This window comes from Kurthia zopfii, assembly GCF_003143955.1.
Lineage (GTDB): Bacteria > Bacillota > Bacilli > Bacillales_A > Planococcaceae > Kurthia > Kurthia zopfii.
On sequence record NZ_QFVS01000004.1, the window covers coordinates 85,426 to 102,075 of the forward strand.

Below are 16,650 nucleotides of genomic sequence, written 5' to 3' on the forward strand. Positions count from 1 at the left end.
GCTTACACCTCATCTTTCGTTCTTAGATCATTCCATGTAATTGTTTTGAGAGAAGACCATTGTTTGTTAGTCCATGTACTCCACGTTTGGTATTTAAATTTATATGTCATCTCTAAGTGAGCTGGCAATATTAAATCGATTGCTTCTTGCAAGCCTGCCATATTATTTGGAATACCGATCGTGCCGATAAATTCACATTCGTACACTCCCGCTACTGAAGTTTTATGAATATCAACTTCACCATTTGAAAATGCGCTAGCAACATTTTTCATCGTTTGTAATGTTGTTTGATCAAATGCTGCACGAGTACGAGCTGTAATCTGTTCTCTACGTTGATCGTATTTTAAATCTAGTTGTGTTTTGATTGCTAAATCACGTTCGTACAACGCTAAATCTTCAATGGCAGTATCAATAAACATATTTCTTTCAACAACATTTTTTTGTTGCTCGATTAATCTAAACTCACGATCCGAAGCTTTTAAAATTGCTTTAAAAACATTTGATTTACGTTCGTACAACGGAAGATATTTTGTCATTGTGCTTAAATAATCTCGATTACTTACCACTACGCTTGAAATCATTTCTGTTTCCGTTTGAGCATCAAATTTCGAATGTTCGATTACAATACCTTGCGTTTTTAACAAAGATTCCATCGAGAAATTTGCGTTGCTAGTAACTATCGAAACACCTTGCCCCAATAGCTCAGTTTCAACATCTGCTAAAGCTAACCGGAAATCTAACCATTGATTGTTATTTAGGTCTGCCCATCTATAAACGCTAGCTTCATTCCACAATTGATTCGGTAATACACTCATTTATTCACCTACTTTAAACGGACTATCAAATAGTTTTTAGGGATCTTGTATTGGCTAGACACATCAATTGTTTTAATAAATTCGGCAGGTGCTTTAAATAAAAGATTGCCACTAGTTAATTTATCGAAAATACCAACTGATAAAATAGTTCCCCACGCTTCAGTTGCGATTGGAAATAATAAATCCGCTATATTACTCGTTTGTCCCTCTACAGCAGGCATAAAACTAACAGGTAATCGTTTATAACTCACCGTAGCAACTTCGCCTTTATCATTAAACAAACCGACATAGACGTTTGATAGATTGTCTAATAGCACTTTGTTTTTTAAAAAATCGGTCATATGATTCATTCATTTACACCTCCTACGATAGCTACTTGATCATCTAGTATTTCTACATTTGCAGTAGCTCCATTTACGAGTAAATTTTCATAATCAGCTACCCCATTTGTTTCGATAATCAGCGCACCAATCTTTGCATAACTTACTCGATCCGATTGGAAAGCAAGCTCTTTCAAATAATCTTTAATATTCGATTTAATTCTTGCAATAACGATTGCTTCATCAGCGCTACTTAAAATCCGTAATGTCACTGTTAAATTAATCGGCACTGCTGTGGCGCTCACTACAGCTAAGTCTTCCACTCCGAAAGACATTTCAGATTCAATCAATTTTCGAGTAGTTGTTACTAACTCCGTACTACCTGGCAAGCCATTACTATCAATAATGATTACCTTTACTGATAAAGGACCGTTATAGCGTGGCACACAACGTGCATCACCAACACCAACTACTGACTTAGCCCATTCTTCGAAGTGATACTTGTTACCCGCTTTCCCTGGTCGTTGAAGCTTATCGAAATACCGTAATCTCAAATCATCATCTGTTTCGGCATCATAACCATTTGTAACAGCATTATCATTCGTAACACTAATCACACCGTCGATTGATATAGGAAGAATCGTGATTGTATTAGCTGGCGTATTCCCCACTGCTCCAGATGATTGGCAAATAACTTTGGCATTTATTACACCTGTATTATCAATAACCACGCTTTCAATAAACTCATAAAGCGCACCACTAGGTGTTGAAGTTAAATCACCTTGAGTTATTCTCGTTCCTGCATTACCTACAATTTTTAAAATGCTCGTTGCATACGTTGCACTTTTGCGAATAATACCTGTACGTGTGTAAACAAAGCGACTTAATTCATCTTCTTTTAAATTTTGAATGTCGAGCTTACTTTCTACAGTCGAAATATCACCTTGTATTTGGGCCAATTCGATAGAAGGTGGACGTGTTGCATCATAAATGAAAGAACCGTCCGTTTTATCATATTCATCACTAATTTTCGTTAGCATGCGATTGTGTATTTCTAATTCTGTTTCAGCCATCTAATTCCACCTCCATATCTATCGTTTCATCATATGTTGTTACTGCAAATGTAATCGTCATCTTCTTGCTATTACGTTCAAATTGCCATTCATCAACGGAAATAATAAATTCATGTAGCAATAATGCTTCTGTCACTTCACGCTCGATTTCAGCTTCGATAAACTCTCGATCAAAGCTAGATCCTATTAAATCTTCCAATAAGACTCCATACTGTTCATCATCTTCAAATCCTTTATTTTCATAAATACGGAATCTGAATTTTTCCGTCCGTATTACCTTTGTAATCCAAATTTTCAAAGCTTCAGTACCTTCTAAAATGACAAGTTTTCCATCTTTCATTACAAACTCGCCCTTTTTAAAGTCAAACAAAAAAGACTTACCAATAGTCGGTATGTCTTCATCAATCAATGCTTCATTTTCAAATTCTAAGTCTGCTATATCAGGCAACATTACAACGTCACCGCCTTTGCAATTACGAAATAAGTTTGCTCGTCGCTGGATGGCATGATAATTAATTCTTCGCCACTTTTCAAAGTGTTTTCTAAGCCTTGTGCAAAAACTAAATCATCTTGATCTAAATCACTAATATTCCCAAATGCCACCGTCAAAGGACTCTCACTCATAACAGTACCTATGCCAATAGATGAAATTGATTCATTTTCTCGTGATTTAAACATTTTTGCTAATGTTGTTAAACCATCTTCTTTCATCCAATCACCTCTCTAAATTCACTGTCATTTTGTGAATACCATTTGATAAATTGTGCGTAACATCTTTAATCGTGTAATCATTTTTTAAGCCCGTATATTTCTCGTTTATTTCAAGCACTCGACCAGCTTTCACACGATCGTCGCCCATCAATACAACCTTGCCACTTTCAGTAATTTTTGAAAGCTGATTTAGCTCACTTTGCGCATTTTTAGAAGCTTCTTTAATTTTCTTTTTATCGACAGAAATCGTTTTTTGAAATTTACCAAAACGACGAATCATTGCTTTATCAGTTTTGGTTAATACTAACTTATCATTGCTCACAACTTGGACTGAGTTAATCATGTCAGTTACATCTAAATCTCGAGATGGATCTGCAATAAAATCGGCTGCATTGTATTTTGTACCATCAAGGCGAAAAGTAGCTTTGATTTTCATACCTTGACGTAATACAATGTGCATTTTCCCATTGCGTTGCTCAAACATATAGCGTTTGCCAGTAGATCGCCTAACTTGTCGTAAGATGTCTTTAATGATGTCACTCACTTTTTTGTTGTTATAAATTTTACTAATACTCGTAGAAAAATTGGGGATTGAACCAATTGGAAGATTGAAGTCACGTAAAATTTTCCGAATGGCATCGTCTGCTCTGACTTTTTTAAAACGATATACTGCATCAGATTTATTTAAATAAAATCCATATTCATATGCAGCATACTCCACAGGATCTTTGCCACTTTTCTTCTGATTCAGAATGATTCCACGAGTTATTTCTAGACTACCGTTTTTTAATATCACCATATCGCCTAATGCACATGGATTTTTCGGCAAATTTGGACCGATTGCAACATTAAAATTCAACTCGATTGATAGTTCTGCTGCATTGGACCGCCATGATATACCACCAACAATAGGCGTTATATCAATGAGTTGATTTGACTTTACTAACCATAATTGATGGGCCATGACATCACCTACTTTTTCTTTCGTCTTTTCTTTTTCAAAGATATTTTTTTGAATTCAGAAAATGCCATTGTGTAATAAATATCACCTGTACCGTCTTGTACACCATACTCAAAGCTTTCGATGGCCATTAAAATATTGATTGGTGAACCAGTCACTGTGACGCGTACAGGTAATTTTTTAGCCATCCAAGATTCGATTAGCTTTACACAATCCCAACCTTTTCTTTTTTTGTTCCTAGAAAAAGAATATCGCTTAGGATCTTTCGGGAAAAAAGTTTCAATTTCAAACTCTTTCAAACCTGCTTGACCTAGCAATAAGATTTCACCAAAATTAATTGTTTCGAATTTTTCATTCTTGCGATTAGTTTGCACCTTTACTTCTTCAGGAACGATAGGAAGCTTCAATACTTGTTTACGATTTTTCACACTCAAATATATATTCAATCTATCCCTCCTTAAATGTTTGCCAATCGACTTTGTAACGCTGGCACTAGCTCGTTTACAATTTCATTTGTTGATTTGCCTGAACCATTGATATTAATCGTAAATACATTACCACCTGAACTTTGAGCGCCTTCTGCACGAGCCATTGCGACAGATTTATCGTGAGGATATACTCGCGATCCACGAGGTAAATCGATAATCTCTCCACCCTTTTCGTGTACTTGAGCAATTCCCCCTGGCGCTGAATTCGTACCTGTTGCAAACCCAGGGATTTTTTCTTTAATGCTTTCCATCGACGGAAGTGAAATCTTTGGCATTTTAAAACTAGATACAGCATCTTTAAAACTATTCCACTTTGCCATCATGCGGTCAAAAAATGAGATTACAGGTTCTGCAAAATCGACTACTGCATCTTTTGCATTTGAAAATGATGTTTTTAAGCTTGTCCATAAAGTACTTGCTGCAGCTTTTACTTTATCCCAGTTTTGCCATAGCAATACTCCAATTGCAATAACTGCTCCAATCGCAATAGCCACCCAACCGAGTGGTGACAATGCCAATGTACCGTTTAATAATGCTGTCGCAATTTGCAATCCAGATGTAACTACTTTCCAAGTTGTTTGTGCCGCCGAAATTGCCATTACACCGATTTTGAATGTTGCTACTGCAGCCGTTACTCCTGCAATAACCGGTTCAAGTGTCGACCAGTTTGTCGCAATAAAATCGTACATTTCAGTCGCCTTATCAACGACATAACCTATTCCATCTTTGATTGCTGGAAATGCGGTGTCTTTCATGTAATCTAAACCGGGTTGAGCTGCAGTGTACATATTAACTAAATAATCTGTCACAACTGGTATTTTGTCGGATATAGCACTTAATACGGATTCAAAAGTAGTCCCAAATTGAGAAACCATTGATCGCATATCTGGCAAGCCATTCGCAACAAGCATTTCATCAATTTTTAATATGATTGACTCAGTACCTCGAGTTACTGCCGCTTGCATATTACTAAATACAGATCCCCAGGAAGCACCAGCGCCTTTTGCGGCACCCGCTATTTTGACGACTCCATTTGTTCCTTTTTCAAAGGCTGTCCCTACAACATCAATAAATTCTGATGCTGAAATTTTACCACCAGATAAATCTTTTTGAACGCTTGCTGTGTCACGACCAACTGCTTTTGCATAAGTTCCGACACCATCAATCCCTGCATCAAATAATGTATTCATTTGATCCATGCCAACTTTGCCGCTTGAATACATTTTAGCAAGGGCATCTGTTACACTTGCCAACTGTTCGTTACTACCATCACCGTAGAACGCTACTGCATCGCCCCATTGAGCTAATGTTTTTGTTGCATCGTCAACTTTCATACCACGAGTAACAAAATCTTGAACAGACTTTGCAGCTACGTTTAATCCGTATGCTGTACCTTTGACAGATTCTCGTGTCGCATCTAATGCTTTTTGTGTTTTCTCAGCTGAACCTGTTAGCACTGTCAAAGTAGACTTAAAGGCTTCCATTGTATCAATACGGTCAAATGCTGAGGAAACGGATGATTTAACCATATTAAATGCGCCTGATAATGCTTTTGTAACACCTATAGCTCCAACGATCGCTGTAGCTCCTAACGCAACACTTTTAAATGCGGAAACGCCTGATCTACCAAAACTCGTAACTGCGTTTGAAGATTGCCTCATTTTTCTTTCAAAATCTGTGGTCTTATTTGCAGCCTTACCGACACCACTCGAAAAGTCTTTATCTTTAAGTGTTAAAACTGCTGATATGACACGCTTTTTAGCCATTTAACCACCTCCAAACATTGCTTCATGCCTTGCCTTTTCTTCCTCAAAATGTTGCTCCAATGAAGCAAATAAAAAAAGACGTTCCGTTGGGCTAACATTTAATAGATAGCTCAACGAATGTCCTCTTTGCAAATAGTGATGAAGCAAATAAAAATCCCCATCACTATTTATTAGTTTTTTACGTGTTCAACCTTTTCGATGTGTGATCCATAACCAACCGATTTCATAATTTCTCCAGCGATTGTTGAAACCTCGCCAGGTTCGAACACTTTCCATACAATATCGGTTGGCGCTCCGCATGCATACGCTTTTTGTAATTCATCATCTTTTAGATTTGGTTCAACGATTGAATTATAAAGAATATGAACGTCAGCTGAACCCGGATCAGTATCTTTGTCTTGTGACAATTCAATTGATTCCAAAACCAGCGCCCGATCTGGCTTTTCAAAAACAATTGTTGCATCCAATCGTTCGATGTAAAGTTCCTCCTTCACACCACTTTTCACTTCGTATTTTTCCTTTTCTTTAATTAATTGTAATAAAGTTAGTTTTTCTCGTACTTTTTTATCCATAGTACCCCTCCTAATTTATGCTGAAATCGTATCAAGGAAATCATAGTCCCCGAAATTAAACGGAATTTCTTCCGTTACTAATGTTTTTTGTTCGAAAGCAAGCAATGTAGCTTCGTTGATTGTCACATCTGAAAATGAAACACGTTCTGAACCATATGCATCGGGATCTGCTAATTTCCCAACTAATTTAATTGCAGGCATCTTACCTGTTTTAGCAGCTTTGGCAATTAATTTTGCTCCACGACTGAATACTTTTTTAACAGTAATTGTTCCTTCGCCTGCCCAACCCGTATATTTCTTACGTGTTGATAAATCCTCGGCCATGTTGACATCTTCAAAATTCAATGAAATTTTACCTTCAAAGCTTTCGATGTCCATCCATTTTTCACCGTTTACCCAAAGCGCACCAAACGTACCATTAATCTGCTTATTGGCTGTAACCTTTTTTGCCATCTAAATTCCTCCTTTACATAAAGATATTGAAGTCCAAATCTTCCATAGAATCGACAATTTTCACATTACCTTTTAAAAATACATTTCGTTTGAAAGAAGTTTCTTTGACCACTTGATCTTCCCAGGTTGATGTATCAGTGCCGATTTTTTCCCAAGCTAAGCGCTGTGCATCTACATTAATTTCTGCAATATTGTCTGCTTCTTTATCAAGCACTTCATCAGTTGATAATTCTTTAAAATACGCATTTAAAGAAGTAATAAACAACACTTGATTGTCATAGATGTTATTGACCTTCCCAACATATTCGTCCTCAAATACGCTACGTACATCGTCTGAAATCATGTCTACAACTTCGATAATACGAATAGACTTAAAATCTTCCGTTTTAGTCGTAGTAGTTGTAACAAGGCTATTCACACCACGTCCAATTTTAATTTTTTCGCCATCATTAATTAGAATTAATTCACCTGCATCAATTGCGCCATCTGGATCTGCGTGTTCAACAATCGACTCTACTTCGTCCAATACAAAATATGTTGAAGAACGAGTAAAGTCTAAGCCAGCCAAAATACCAGCAATACGTGGCGCATATTCGGCGCTTGTGTACGTTTCTTCACCAACTTTAATACCTGCTGTCGTAAAGTTAATAATGCCTTCTGAATCAGCTTTAACATTCGATAATACAGCTTTGAAAGTCTTTTTAGCCTTACGCTTTTCTTTAATCCATGTCACTACATCTGATGTTTGTGGTGTAGTAATATCTGGAATCGTTAAATAATTGAATTTTTTAAAACTCAAGCGATTTAATACTTCCAAATAATCTACAGTTTCTGTTGGTACAACTTCAATAATTACTTTTGATGGCGTACCTTTTAGCACCTGTTTAATATAGGCTAGGTTTCTCACTGTCCAATCAGCTGGCTTTAAGTCATCAATGCTTTTAATCTCTTGCGATTTTGCATTTGGTGTATCATCTTTTAATACTAAAGCGACAATACCTCTAGCACTTCGGGCAATTGCTGACGTTGCTCGTCCTAAAAATTCAATATTAATTTGTGGTAATCCCAAATTCTTCACTCCTTATCCAAAATAAAATTTAAATCTTCCATCAACTCAACAGGATATTTTTCAAAATGTTCTGGTGGTGGTCCTGTAGGTTTTGTATATTCTTTATCTAACCAGTTGCTGTCTTCAGTAATATCTCTTGCATCGTTAAATTCAAGAGAAAAAGACATATTTAAAACACCGTCTGTTGTGACGATGCTTGTATCTTCAATATTGATCCACCGATCTGCAACTTTAAATTTTAAATCAAAGGTTGATTCTAGTTGCTCCTGCGTATCTAATAATTCAATAGCATTCTCATAATCATCCGTAGGAAAATAATACACTGTGATGTTAATATCTCGGTCCACATGTTCTGTTAAACTTGTTCTACGTCCTACTAATTCAACAAAAAAAGAAGGTCTAGCAAAACCTTCCTTAACATCATTACTATTGATTTCAATGCTTGGAAACTTTGCTTGTAAGCGACTATTAATCGCTTTTTTTACATCTTTCATGGTAATCACTATAAATCACCACTTTCTAATAGATCATCAAGCCAATTCAGTATTTCTTCTTCGAAAATGCCCGAATTATCAAAATCAGCAATACCACTACCGAGTACATTTTTCCCTGGGACGAATCCAATGTTACGACCATTTTTTGTGACCTGCTTATGTCCATATTCGATTAAATGGGCATGTGGTTGTGAGTTAATTACTCGTACAACGTATTTACCTTCACCGTCTTTAAACACCTTCCCACGCTTGAAACCTTTGTGATAGTTGCCTGTTTTCTTTTTGACTTTCGAACGAGCGCTCCTAGCCACTTTTGTACGTGCTTTACTACCAAGTTTACGCATGATTTTAAACGTTTCTTTTGGAAGTTTATTTTGAGCGACATCCAATAAGTCTTTTTGAAATTCAGTAAGTCCTTCAATTTCTAAACTCATCGCATTAGCTCCTGTACAAAGATTTCTAATGTTTCATTTGCGAAGTATGGATTTAAAATGTACTTAATCTCAAAGCGATGCCCTCGGAAAAAAATTTGCATATCTTTGGTAATATCTTTGCCAGCAATATATCGCACAATGATTTTATGTGTAACATTCGTGAGGATTGTATCAGCTTGTTGTTTAATCAATGCACCTGTTTGTGGAACGACTTCCGCATACATTTCTTTAATAAGGCCGAACTTATAAGATGATTCTCCTATTTCATTCTTTACCTTTCGATTGCCATGTACTTCGATTTTATGGCGTAGTCGATTCATTTGGTGTTTCGGCATCTGCGTACACCTCCTGTACAAAGAATGGTGTGAGTGCATTTAATGCATCGCCTAATTCTTTTTCAGCTACTCGATATTCATAAAAGATGGCTGACGTCATAATGACGAGCCACTCTGTTTGTTTGCCTGTAGCTGTTTGCACATACTTTTTACCTTGTTCTAAATATAAAGACAACATGGAATCATCCATGTCGTCTTCGATGTGTAAATGTTTACGAAGCTTATTTAATAGCTCATCCATACTAAACACCTGGTTTAACTAATGCTACTTCGTAACGATATACAGCTGGCTCAAATGGTGAGTAGATCAGTTGTCCATCAAGTAAGTTGTAGATTTGGAAGCCTACTTTATTAGTACCGCTGAATTTTTCAATTAACTTTTGCATTTCTAACGATCCAATTACATCTTGAATATGGAATGCTGAGAAGTCACCAAAATAGAAAACAGGTGTTGTATGATCTGTTTCCGTTTTATTCGCTGCATCTGTAAAATCCACTTTATGTCCAAGTAACGTATAACCTACACCGTCTTTTGCTTCATGTAATAGTGGACGTCCTGTTGTGTCAGTCATTCCTTCAAGAATTGTTAATGCCGCACGATTGATAATCCACATCGATTTTTTAAGCACAGAAGTTACAGGTTGTCCTTTTAGCTTCACAAGTTGTTGATATAGCTTTTGTGAGTAACCTGCAGCGTTCACATCGATTGCTTCTGTTTCATAATAAGCAACTGCTTTCTTCTGTAATGCACCCAAGTTTTCGTTGCTTGCATCGTCACCTCGGAACATATAGTTAATTTCTTTTTCTACATAGGCTTTTTTCAGTTCTTCAACAACGATTTCTTCAACGTTTACACCTGACATTTTTAATAATTTTTTAGTCACTGTTGCAAGCGCATCGAATTCAGCTGGATCAAGTAAAACTTCATCGAATTCAATATCTGTTTCTGAAATTTCAGTTGTGCGCTCTTTTTTATTTACATTGGCTTTGGCTTTCTTCACTAGCACAGGGTATTTTACATTACCTGTTGTTTTATGGATTGAACCGTATTTACGAAGTAAGTTTTCTTCCTGAGCGTACGTAATAACTTCCGATGCAATGACTTCTGGAACTGTTACAGAACCGTTACCAACTTCAATACCAAGTGATCGAGCTTCTGCTTCACTAATATTTCCAACCACAAAGTTCGCAAATGCGGAACGAATTTCTTTTTCTCGATTCTTAGTTGATTTCGCATTTCGAGTAGAAAGAGCTGATTTAATTCCATTCATTGCTTTAGATCGCTGTTCTGGATTTAAACCGCGTTCTTCACCTTCGTTTCCAGAACGACTTTCTCCATCTCCGTTGCTTTCTTCACCTTCTGCTCCAGCATCTTCTCCGCCTTCTTCTGTTCCTTCATCATCAAGGCTCGCTAATGTTTCGGCGATTGCTTGCGCTTCTTCTGCGAGTTCTTCAATTTCTGTTTGCACTGATGCAATGTCATCTTCACGCACTTCATTTTTTTCAATTTTTGTGCGTAACTCCACTAGACGTGCTTTTGTGCGCTTTTGTAATGCTACTAATAACTGTTTATCCATTTATATTGCCTCCAATGTTGTATTGATTTTTTTAATTAAATTCATTCGTTTTTCGACTTGTTCATTCACTTCTTTGCTACGAATAACACTTGCTTCCGTATCTTCATACGCTGGAATAGACACTACTGATATTTCAAAGAGATCAACTTCTAAAATCATTCTTTTTGCAGGTTCTACATTATAGTCCCAGTGTTCTTCAGTTGGTATGAAACCAAATGAACATTCATTAATGTCGCCACGTTGCATAGATTCTTTTAAATCTCTACCAAGTGATGTGTTAGGCAATGTTACTTCGAACTTCAAGCCACGTTCATCTTCACTTAACTGTAAAGTTCCTGACTTTGTACGACCTAACACGTTGTTCCAATCGTGATTAAAGAGCGCTCGAATATCGCTATTTTCAGCGATTGCTCGACTGAATGCGCCAGGTGCAATTTCTTCTGTAAAACATCCACCACCAATCTCAGTTGGTGAATTAAATACCGCAGCATAACCACCGATGACAGATTCTCCTTCACCACCATCACGCGTATTCAAATTTTCAATGTTAAATGTTCTCGTTTCCTTTTTTGTTGTCACTTTCTGCACCTCCCTTCAAACTATCATCTGTGGCATTTTTCTCTCCAATTTTTGATAAATCTTTAGAAATGTAGATTGCACTTGATTCAGGTGTATTTTGTTTAGGGAAACCTAACATTTCCGCTACATTGTCTGGCGATGTAATACCTGTACGAACAATGTTGTAACCAATATTTGTTTTTGTACTATAGGTAACAAAATCTAAAATATTGATTTTGAATTTAATTCGTTTCTTCGATTTTTTGCCGAAAAAAAGAAGACTCAAATGGTCTTCAAAATTACGCATAATCGGTTTCACTGCTTTATTGTGTAAATACATCATTGCTTTCTCTAGATCGCTTTTAATGAGCGATTGATACGTTGCAACATTAATATTCAAATACTTTCCTAAATCTTTCTTGTACACATTCAAGAACGCTAATATTTTTTCGTCATCGATTGGTGATTCCATTGTGTCGATCTCGTACCCTTTACCGAGTGGAATCATTTTTACTGACCTGCTTTCGTCAATATCTTCGAGTTGATTGAGGATTGCTTTAATCAATTTTGACTGTGCAGCGTTTTGTGGGTTGATATTCGCGTCTAGCTTCAACAGGAAGGCGAGTAGACCGCCTTTCTTATATTTATCCGTCAAAACCTTTTCGGCGCTCATAACACCTTCTAAAGTATTTTTACCGAGCGATAATAACCCTTGTCCTTGAAGATGGCTCACACCAATGTTTTTAATGTGGCGAATCATTGATGATGGAATAGAAGTACCGCCAATTTTAAAATGTTCCACTAACTTTTCATCAAGTTCAGGATATACATTTTTAGCGATATGCAGTTGATCGCCATCAAGAATTGGATAAACTTCTCCTTCGAGTAAATAAGTATTTGTAAGCAATTTAAAAAACTCTGCTTGCGTTAAATAATTATTCGGATGTGAAATAATTGATTTAATACTATCTTCAACTTCCTCACCTTTTTCATTAGTAACAACAATGTCAGCAAGCATAATTTGATTGCTGATGTCATTTAGTAGCTCGTACACGTCGCTCGATTCCAATATATTCTCGTCACTCACATAACGACCACTGTAACGAAGTACAGATGAATATGCATCTTCAAACCAACCACGCTTTTCTACTTGTTTATATATTTTATTGGAAGCCCAATTTCGTAACCCCACTTAATCACCACCCTACCTATAGATTTCATCTAGTAATTCATCAAACTGATCTTGATTAATATCTTCCATTTGGAACATACTTTCTTTATGCGCAACTAAAAAAGCAACGAAGCCATCAATCTTTTTCTTAGATTGACGTTTCGATGGCCCTTTCATTCCATTGATATTTGTTATAACAACCATGTTCAGTGCGCAGTAGACAAGCAAAGGATTATCCGTCACTAAACGCTTTTCATATATTAATAATTCACTATCATCAATCATGGCATTCATTACTGCTGGATACTGGTTTACAACGATACAATCTAAACCGAGATTTTCACATTTTTCAATAAGCTTCTGTGACATTGCTGGGTCATAGTTTATTTGCTGAACATCATATAAATTCATACATTCGATAATATACTCCAACACCATGTCTTGATCTATCATTTTGCCATCGCAAAGTGTCACAAAACCACGCTCGACTAAATCACTGTATGGCACATTGTCCTCTTTCTCTCGGAAGTCAATATTGTCTGAAGGAATGAAATACATCTGTTTTACTTTCAGTATTGCCTTTCCTTCTTCATCATAAGTTGGGAAATTTAAGCTAACACATGTTAAATCGTTTACTTTCGACAAATCGAGTCCGATGAAACAACGTTCATTTTCTAATTCGCCTAGATCATCAACTAATATATGTTCGATCTGCTCACGTTCAAAATAATTTTCAGCGCCATTTACAAAGACGTTCAAGTGTTTCGAAAGGAACTCAGACTTTGAATGTGCCGACTGCTGCGCCTTTTTGAACTCCGTTTCTAATTGTTCCATCGTTACAGACACGCCTATATTCGGGTTAACCATTTCCCATACTTTACGGTCTTCCCAATCATATCCACGATTTGGCTCTGCTATATAAACAAATAGCGAATCGTCATCATCTTCTTTAAGTACGTGCTTCGCATATTTATAAACACGCATACCAACAGATGATGAACCTTTACCAGCTGTCGAGATGTTCAACATCATTGGTTGTTCACGAGAAATCTGTGCGGACTTTAAGTTATCGTACATGTCCATATTTTCTTGTGCATGCAACTCGTCATTTAATACAAAATAAGGGTTCTTACCTTCAAGTCCTTTTGTATTTTTTGTTAAAACCTTAAATTTATTTTGATAAACAAGTCCATCAATCGAATAACGATACATTGCACCAGATGTTGAACCATTGATTCCTTTATAAATTTGAGTATTTTTTAAGAGTGGCTCTGAGTTTTCGATCGCTTGTGCAATTGGTTCAGCTGCATTCTGTGCTTGTTCATAATCTGTTGCTGCACAATAACAATCTGCTCCACGTTCACCCTCACCATACATTGCATACAATAAAGCTCCTGCAGCGATTATTGTTTTACCATTCTTTTTTGGTACTTGTCCGTAAGCTTCACGAATTACGCGTACTACATTACCTTTTTCATTTTTATGTTGCCAACCGTACATATTCGCAAAGATAAACATTTCCCATTCTTCAAGCGAGATCAACTCACCTGCGAGTGGGCCTTTAACATGACGTACAAAGGACTGTACAAAATCTAACATCTCATTTGCTTTGTCTACATCAAACCAAATATCCTTTCGTTTCTTCCATTTTCGGTATCTTTCAACCGATTTGATAATAGAAGTTGGATATTTCTTTTTGTTTCGCATAACTCGGTTTGCATATAGATCAGCATAGTTTTTTCCTTGCTCAATCGTAATCATTTAACTTTTCGCCATTTATTACGATGTGCTGCTAGTTCATCAACACTCGCATTAACAGCTTGATTATTTGTAGTTTTTTGTACACTTTTTCCTTTGTTCGTCATTCCAAGTAAATCTAATAATTTATTCTTTTTTTCGTTCCATGTTTCGACTTGCTGCGATAACGGATGCTTCATCTCATTCACTGCACCAGCCTTGTTCGTATGCGTTTTTGTCGGTGGAAATCCTAAATCTAACCACTTATCATACATCGTTTTATAAATGACAAATGCATCTAAATAATTTTCAATAAGAGGTGTGAGTGATTTTTGAAAAAGGTCTTCTTCTTTTAATAGTTCCATTATGCGCAATTCCTCGTCAGCTCTCGCTTCATCGAGAAGTTCCAATCTTCTTTTTTTCGACATTCTCGCCATTCTCACACCCCCTTCACTTTTTTAGACTGCACAACCATTTAAATACCGCCACAACCGGTCTTGAGCTTTTTTCCAAAAAATCTTTTTTCGATAGGGGGGCTATTTGAAAAAATTTGCAAAAACTTTTTTATTTTTCTCGCCATATTCCTCTATCATGTGACACTCAGGACATAACAAACGTAGGTTGTCCTCTTGAAGCTTGAGTGTTGGGTTGTCCTTCACCTTAACGATGTGATGTACCTGCGCAAGCTTTCCAAATACAAAGCGATTGCAACGCTGACAACAACCACGCTCACGTTCATACACTCTCCGTCGTGTCGCTTTCCAAATTGCTGAATTATAAAAAGGCTTATTACTTAGATCGTACTTGACCTTAGTAATAGCCTTCTTCTTATCCCTTTTATGATCTTCACAATACTGCCCTTTTTCCATCTTGTTTCTACAGCCATTGAAATCACAATACTTCATATTACATATTCCATTCGTTTTCAGTAATTGAATAAATCGTAATACCAAATAAACGCAATGTTGTAATTGTAGTACCTGGTTCTTTATATACCGTTTTCTTAATCAATTGATTCACCTGTGATTTGAGCAATCACTAATTCTTTCTTTGTCATAGACTTAGGAATATCAATGCCCTGTGATTCAGCAAACTCTTTCAATTCCTTCACTGTCATTTCTTCAAGATTGATTCCTGAAGTATCGACATGTTCTTGTTCATGCTGATCTGCAACTTCAATTTCTTCCTGCATAACTACAATGCGCTTTTCTTCTGTATCCCAGTATTCAATACCAGTTGATGTTACTCGATATTTTTTAAGCATTTTTCATTCTCCTTTCTAAATAAAAAACTACACTTATAAAATGTAGTTTCACTCTTTAAATATATTAGTATTCATCAGTCCACTTGCTTTTTCGTTACTTTCATATCTCATATGAGTTATTTCTAAAAGTTCATTAGTTTCTATAATTATTTTATTAACAATTTTTCTTAATAACATTACTTCCTCGTCAAAAAAATCTTGTTGAGTTTTTTCTTCAAGATCCTTTACCATATTACTTTTACAAAATCTATGTGCTATGCATAATTTTAATAACTCACTTGAAGCGTATTTTGAATTCTTTATAACTAATTCATCAATTTTGCTCTTATTATATTTAGTCACATCTGTCTGTTCCAATTCTACTTTTAGTTCTTTCGTTTCGGCGTCAAGTGATGTATTCTTTACTACCCACTCTAAAAACGGCACCTCGTATATAGTAAATTCACTTTCTTTAGATAATTTTATAAATTTCCTAATATACTCAGATTGAGCAACTATACCATATAACTCTAAGTATAATTCTGTAAGTTGCTTATATGCATGCTCTCTTTTAAATCTTTTTTTATCTGTAAACCAATCAAATTCATTTTTTAATAAATGAAATAATATATTAGCAAATAAAGTAGTTATCGCTGTTATTACTGCTGTCCAAATAACTATATTCATATTAATCACTCCCTTGAACATATTACCATATTTAGAAGTCCAAGCTATATGCTTTCGTTACTGTGCATATAGCCTGTCCTTCGAGGAGGATTTTCATGAGCTGTAAGTTGTTACCCTTACACTTATTATGGGCATCTGGACGGTTTTCTCTTTGGGTGTAACATATCTAATATTCTGTTACATTTC

23 protein-coding genes are annotated in these 16,650 nt (G+C 36.1%); all 23 read right to left on the reverse strand.

What is annotated here, in order from left to right:
- Positions 1-2: 2 nt before the first annotated feature.
- Positions 3-815, reverse strand: coding sequence for a putative phage tail protein (locus tag DF281_RS02795; protein WP_109348723.1), 813 nt, complete (start codon positions 813-815; stop codon positions 3-5).
- 8 nt (positions 816-823) lie between these two features.
- A complete protein-coding gene (locus DF281_RS02800) occupies positions 824-1,165 on the reverse strand; it encodes a phage tail fiber protein (RefSeq protein WP_109348724.1) in 342 nt (113 codons plus the stop codon).
- Entirely contained in the window at positions 1,162-2,208 is a 1,047-nt protein-coding gene (locus DF281_RS02805; protein WP_109348725.1) for a baseplate J/gp47 family protein, read from the reverse strand. Before DF281_RS02805 ends, DF281_RS02800 begins: the two co-directional genes overlap by 4 nt.
- Positions 2,201-2,659 carry a DUF2634 domain-containing protein gene (locus DF281_RS02810; protein WP_109348726.1) on the reverse strand — a complete coding sequence of 153 codons (459 nt, stop codon included), beginning with the start codon at positions 2,657-2,659 and terminating at the stop codon, positions 2,201-2,203. Before DF281_RS02810 ends, DF281_RS02805 begins: the two co-directional genes overlap by 8 nt.
- Positions 2,659-2,919, reverse strand: a complete 261-nt coding sequence (locus DF281_RS02815; RefSeq protein ID WP_109348727.1) for a hypothetical protein — start codon at positions 2,917-2,919, stop codon at positions 2,659-2,661. The genes DF281_RS02810 and DF281_RS02815 overlap by 1 nt, the downstream gene beginning before the upstream one ends.
- A gap of 4 nt (positions 2,920-2,923) precedes the next feature.
- Positions 2,924-3,883: an XkdQ/YqbQ family protein gene (locus DF281_RS02820; RefSeq protein WP_109348728.1), complete on the reverse strand. Its 960-nt coding sequence runs from the start codon at positions 3,881-3,883 to the stop codon at positions 2,924-2,926.
- An 8-nt stretch (positions 3,884-3,891) separates the two neighbouring features.
- Positions 3,892-4,326: a hypothetical protein gene (locus DF281_RS02825; protein ID WP_109348729.1), complete on the reverse strand. Its 435-nt coding sequence runs from the start codon at positions 4,324-4,326 to the stop codon at positions 3,892-3,894.
- Between the two features lie 11 nt (positions 4,327-4,337).
- Complete coding sequence (locus DF281_RS02830; RefSeq protein WP_109348730.1) at positions 4,338-6,134, reverse strand: tape measure protein; 1,797 nt, start codon at positions 6,132-6,134, stop codon at positions 4,338-4,340.
- 170 nt (positions 6,135-6,304) lie between these two features.
- Positions 6,305-6,706 carry a phage tail assembly chaperone gene (locus DF281_RS02835; protein WP_109348731.1) on the reverse strand — a complete coding sequence of 134 codons (402 nt, stop codon included), beginning with the start codon at positions 6,704-6,706 and terminating at the stop codon, positions 6,305-6,307.
- Between the two features lie 15 nt (positions 6,707-6,721).
- Complete coding sequence (locus DF281_RS02840) at positions 6,722-7,159, reverse strand: phage tail tube protein (RefSeq protein ID WP_109348732.1); 438 nt, start codon at positions 7,157-7,159, stop codon at positions 6,722-6,724.
- A 13-nt stretch (positions 7,160-7,172) separates the two neighbouring features.
- Entirely contained in the window at positions 7,173-8,228 is a 1,056-nt protein-coding gene (locus DF281_RS02845) for a phage tail sheath C-terminal domain-containing protein (RefSeq protein ID WP_109348733.1), read from the reverse strand.
- Between the two features lie 5 nt (positions 8,229-8,233).
- Positions 8,234-8,722: a phage tail terminator family protein gene (locus DF281_RS02850; RefSeq protein ID WP_146983545.1), complete on the reverse strand. Its 489-nt coding sequence runs from the start codon at positions 8,720-8,722 to the stop codon at positions 8,234-8,236.
- An 8-nt stretch (positions 8,723-8,730) separates the two neighbouring features.
- Entirely contained in the window at positions 8,731-9,156 is a 426-nt protein-coding gene (locus tag DF281_RS02855) for an HK97 gp10 family phage protein (protein WP_109348735.1), read from the reverse strand.
- Entirely contained in the window at positions 9,153-9,491 is a 339-nt protein-coding gene (locus DF281_RS02860) for a phage head closure protein (RefSeq protein WP_206058878.1), read from the reverse strand. Before DF281_RS02860 ends, DF281_RS02855 begins: the two co-directional genes overlap by 4 nt.
- Positions 9,457-9,732, reverse strand: coding sequence for a head-tail connector protein (locus tag DF281_RS02865; RefSeq protein ID WP_109348736.1), 276 nt, complete (start codon positions 9,730-9,732; stop codon positions 9,457-9,459). Before DF281_RS02865 ends, DF281_RS02860 begins: the two co-directional genes overlap by 35 nt.
- Before the next feature lies 1 nt (position 9,733).
- Positions 9,734-11,068 carry a phage major capsid protein gene (locus tag DF281_RS02870; RefSeq protein ID WP_109348737.1) on the reverse strand — a complete coding sequence of 445 codons (1,335 nt, stop codon included), beginning with the start codon at positions 11,066-11,068 and terminating at the stop codon, positions 9,734-9,736.
- Positions 11,069-11,647, reverse strand: coding sequence for an HK97 family phage prohead protease (locus DF281_RS02875; protein WP_109348738.1), 579 nt, complete (start codon positions 11,645-11,647; stop codon positions 11,069-11,071). It abuts the gene before it with no gap.
- Positions 11,616-12,818, reverse strand: coding sequence for a phage portal protein (locus tag DF281_RS02880; RefSeq protein ID WP_109348739.1), 1,203 nt, complete (start codon positions 12,816-12,818; stop codon positions 11,616-11,618). The genes DF281_RS02875 and DF281_RS02880 overlap by 32 nt, the downstream gene beginning before the upstream one ends.
- Positions 12,819-12,830: 12 nt before the next feature.
- Positions 12,831-14,558 (reverse strand): terminase large subunit, encoded by a 1,728-nt coding sequence (locus DF281_RS02885; RefSeq protein WP_109348740.1) that lies wholly within the window; start codon positions 14,556-14,558, stop codon positions 12,831-12,833.
- Positions 14,555-14,971, reverse strand: a complete 417-nt coding sequence (locus DF281_RS02890) for a P27 family phage terminase small subunit (protein ID WP_109348741.1) — start codon at positions 14,969-14,971, stop codon at positions 14,555-14,557. Before DF281_RS02890 ends, DF281_RS02885 begins: the two co-directional genes overlap by 4 nt.
- 99 nt (positions 14,972-15,070) lie before the next feature.
- Positions 15,071-15,403 (reverse strand): HNH endonuclease, encoded by a 333-nt coding sequence (locus DF281_RS02895; RefSeq protein ID WP_370447833.1) that lies wholly within the window; start codon positions 15,401-15,403, stop codon positions 15,071-15,073.
- A 134-nt stretch (positions 15,404-15,537) separates the two neighbouring features.
- Entirely contained in the window at positions 15,538-15,798 is a 261-nt protein-coding gene (locus tag DF281_RS02900; RefSeq protein WP_109348743.1) for a Rho termination factor N-terminal domain-containing protein, read from the reverse strand.
- Between the two features lie 48 nt (positions 15,799-15,846).
- Entirely contained in the window at positions 15,847-16,464 is a 618-nt protein-coding gene (locus DF281_RS02905) for a hypothetical protein (protein ID WP_109348744.1), read from the reverse strand.
- Positions 16,465-16,650: the final 186 nt, after the last annotated feature.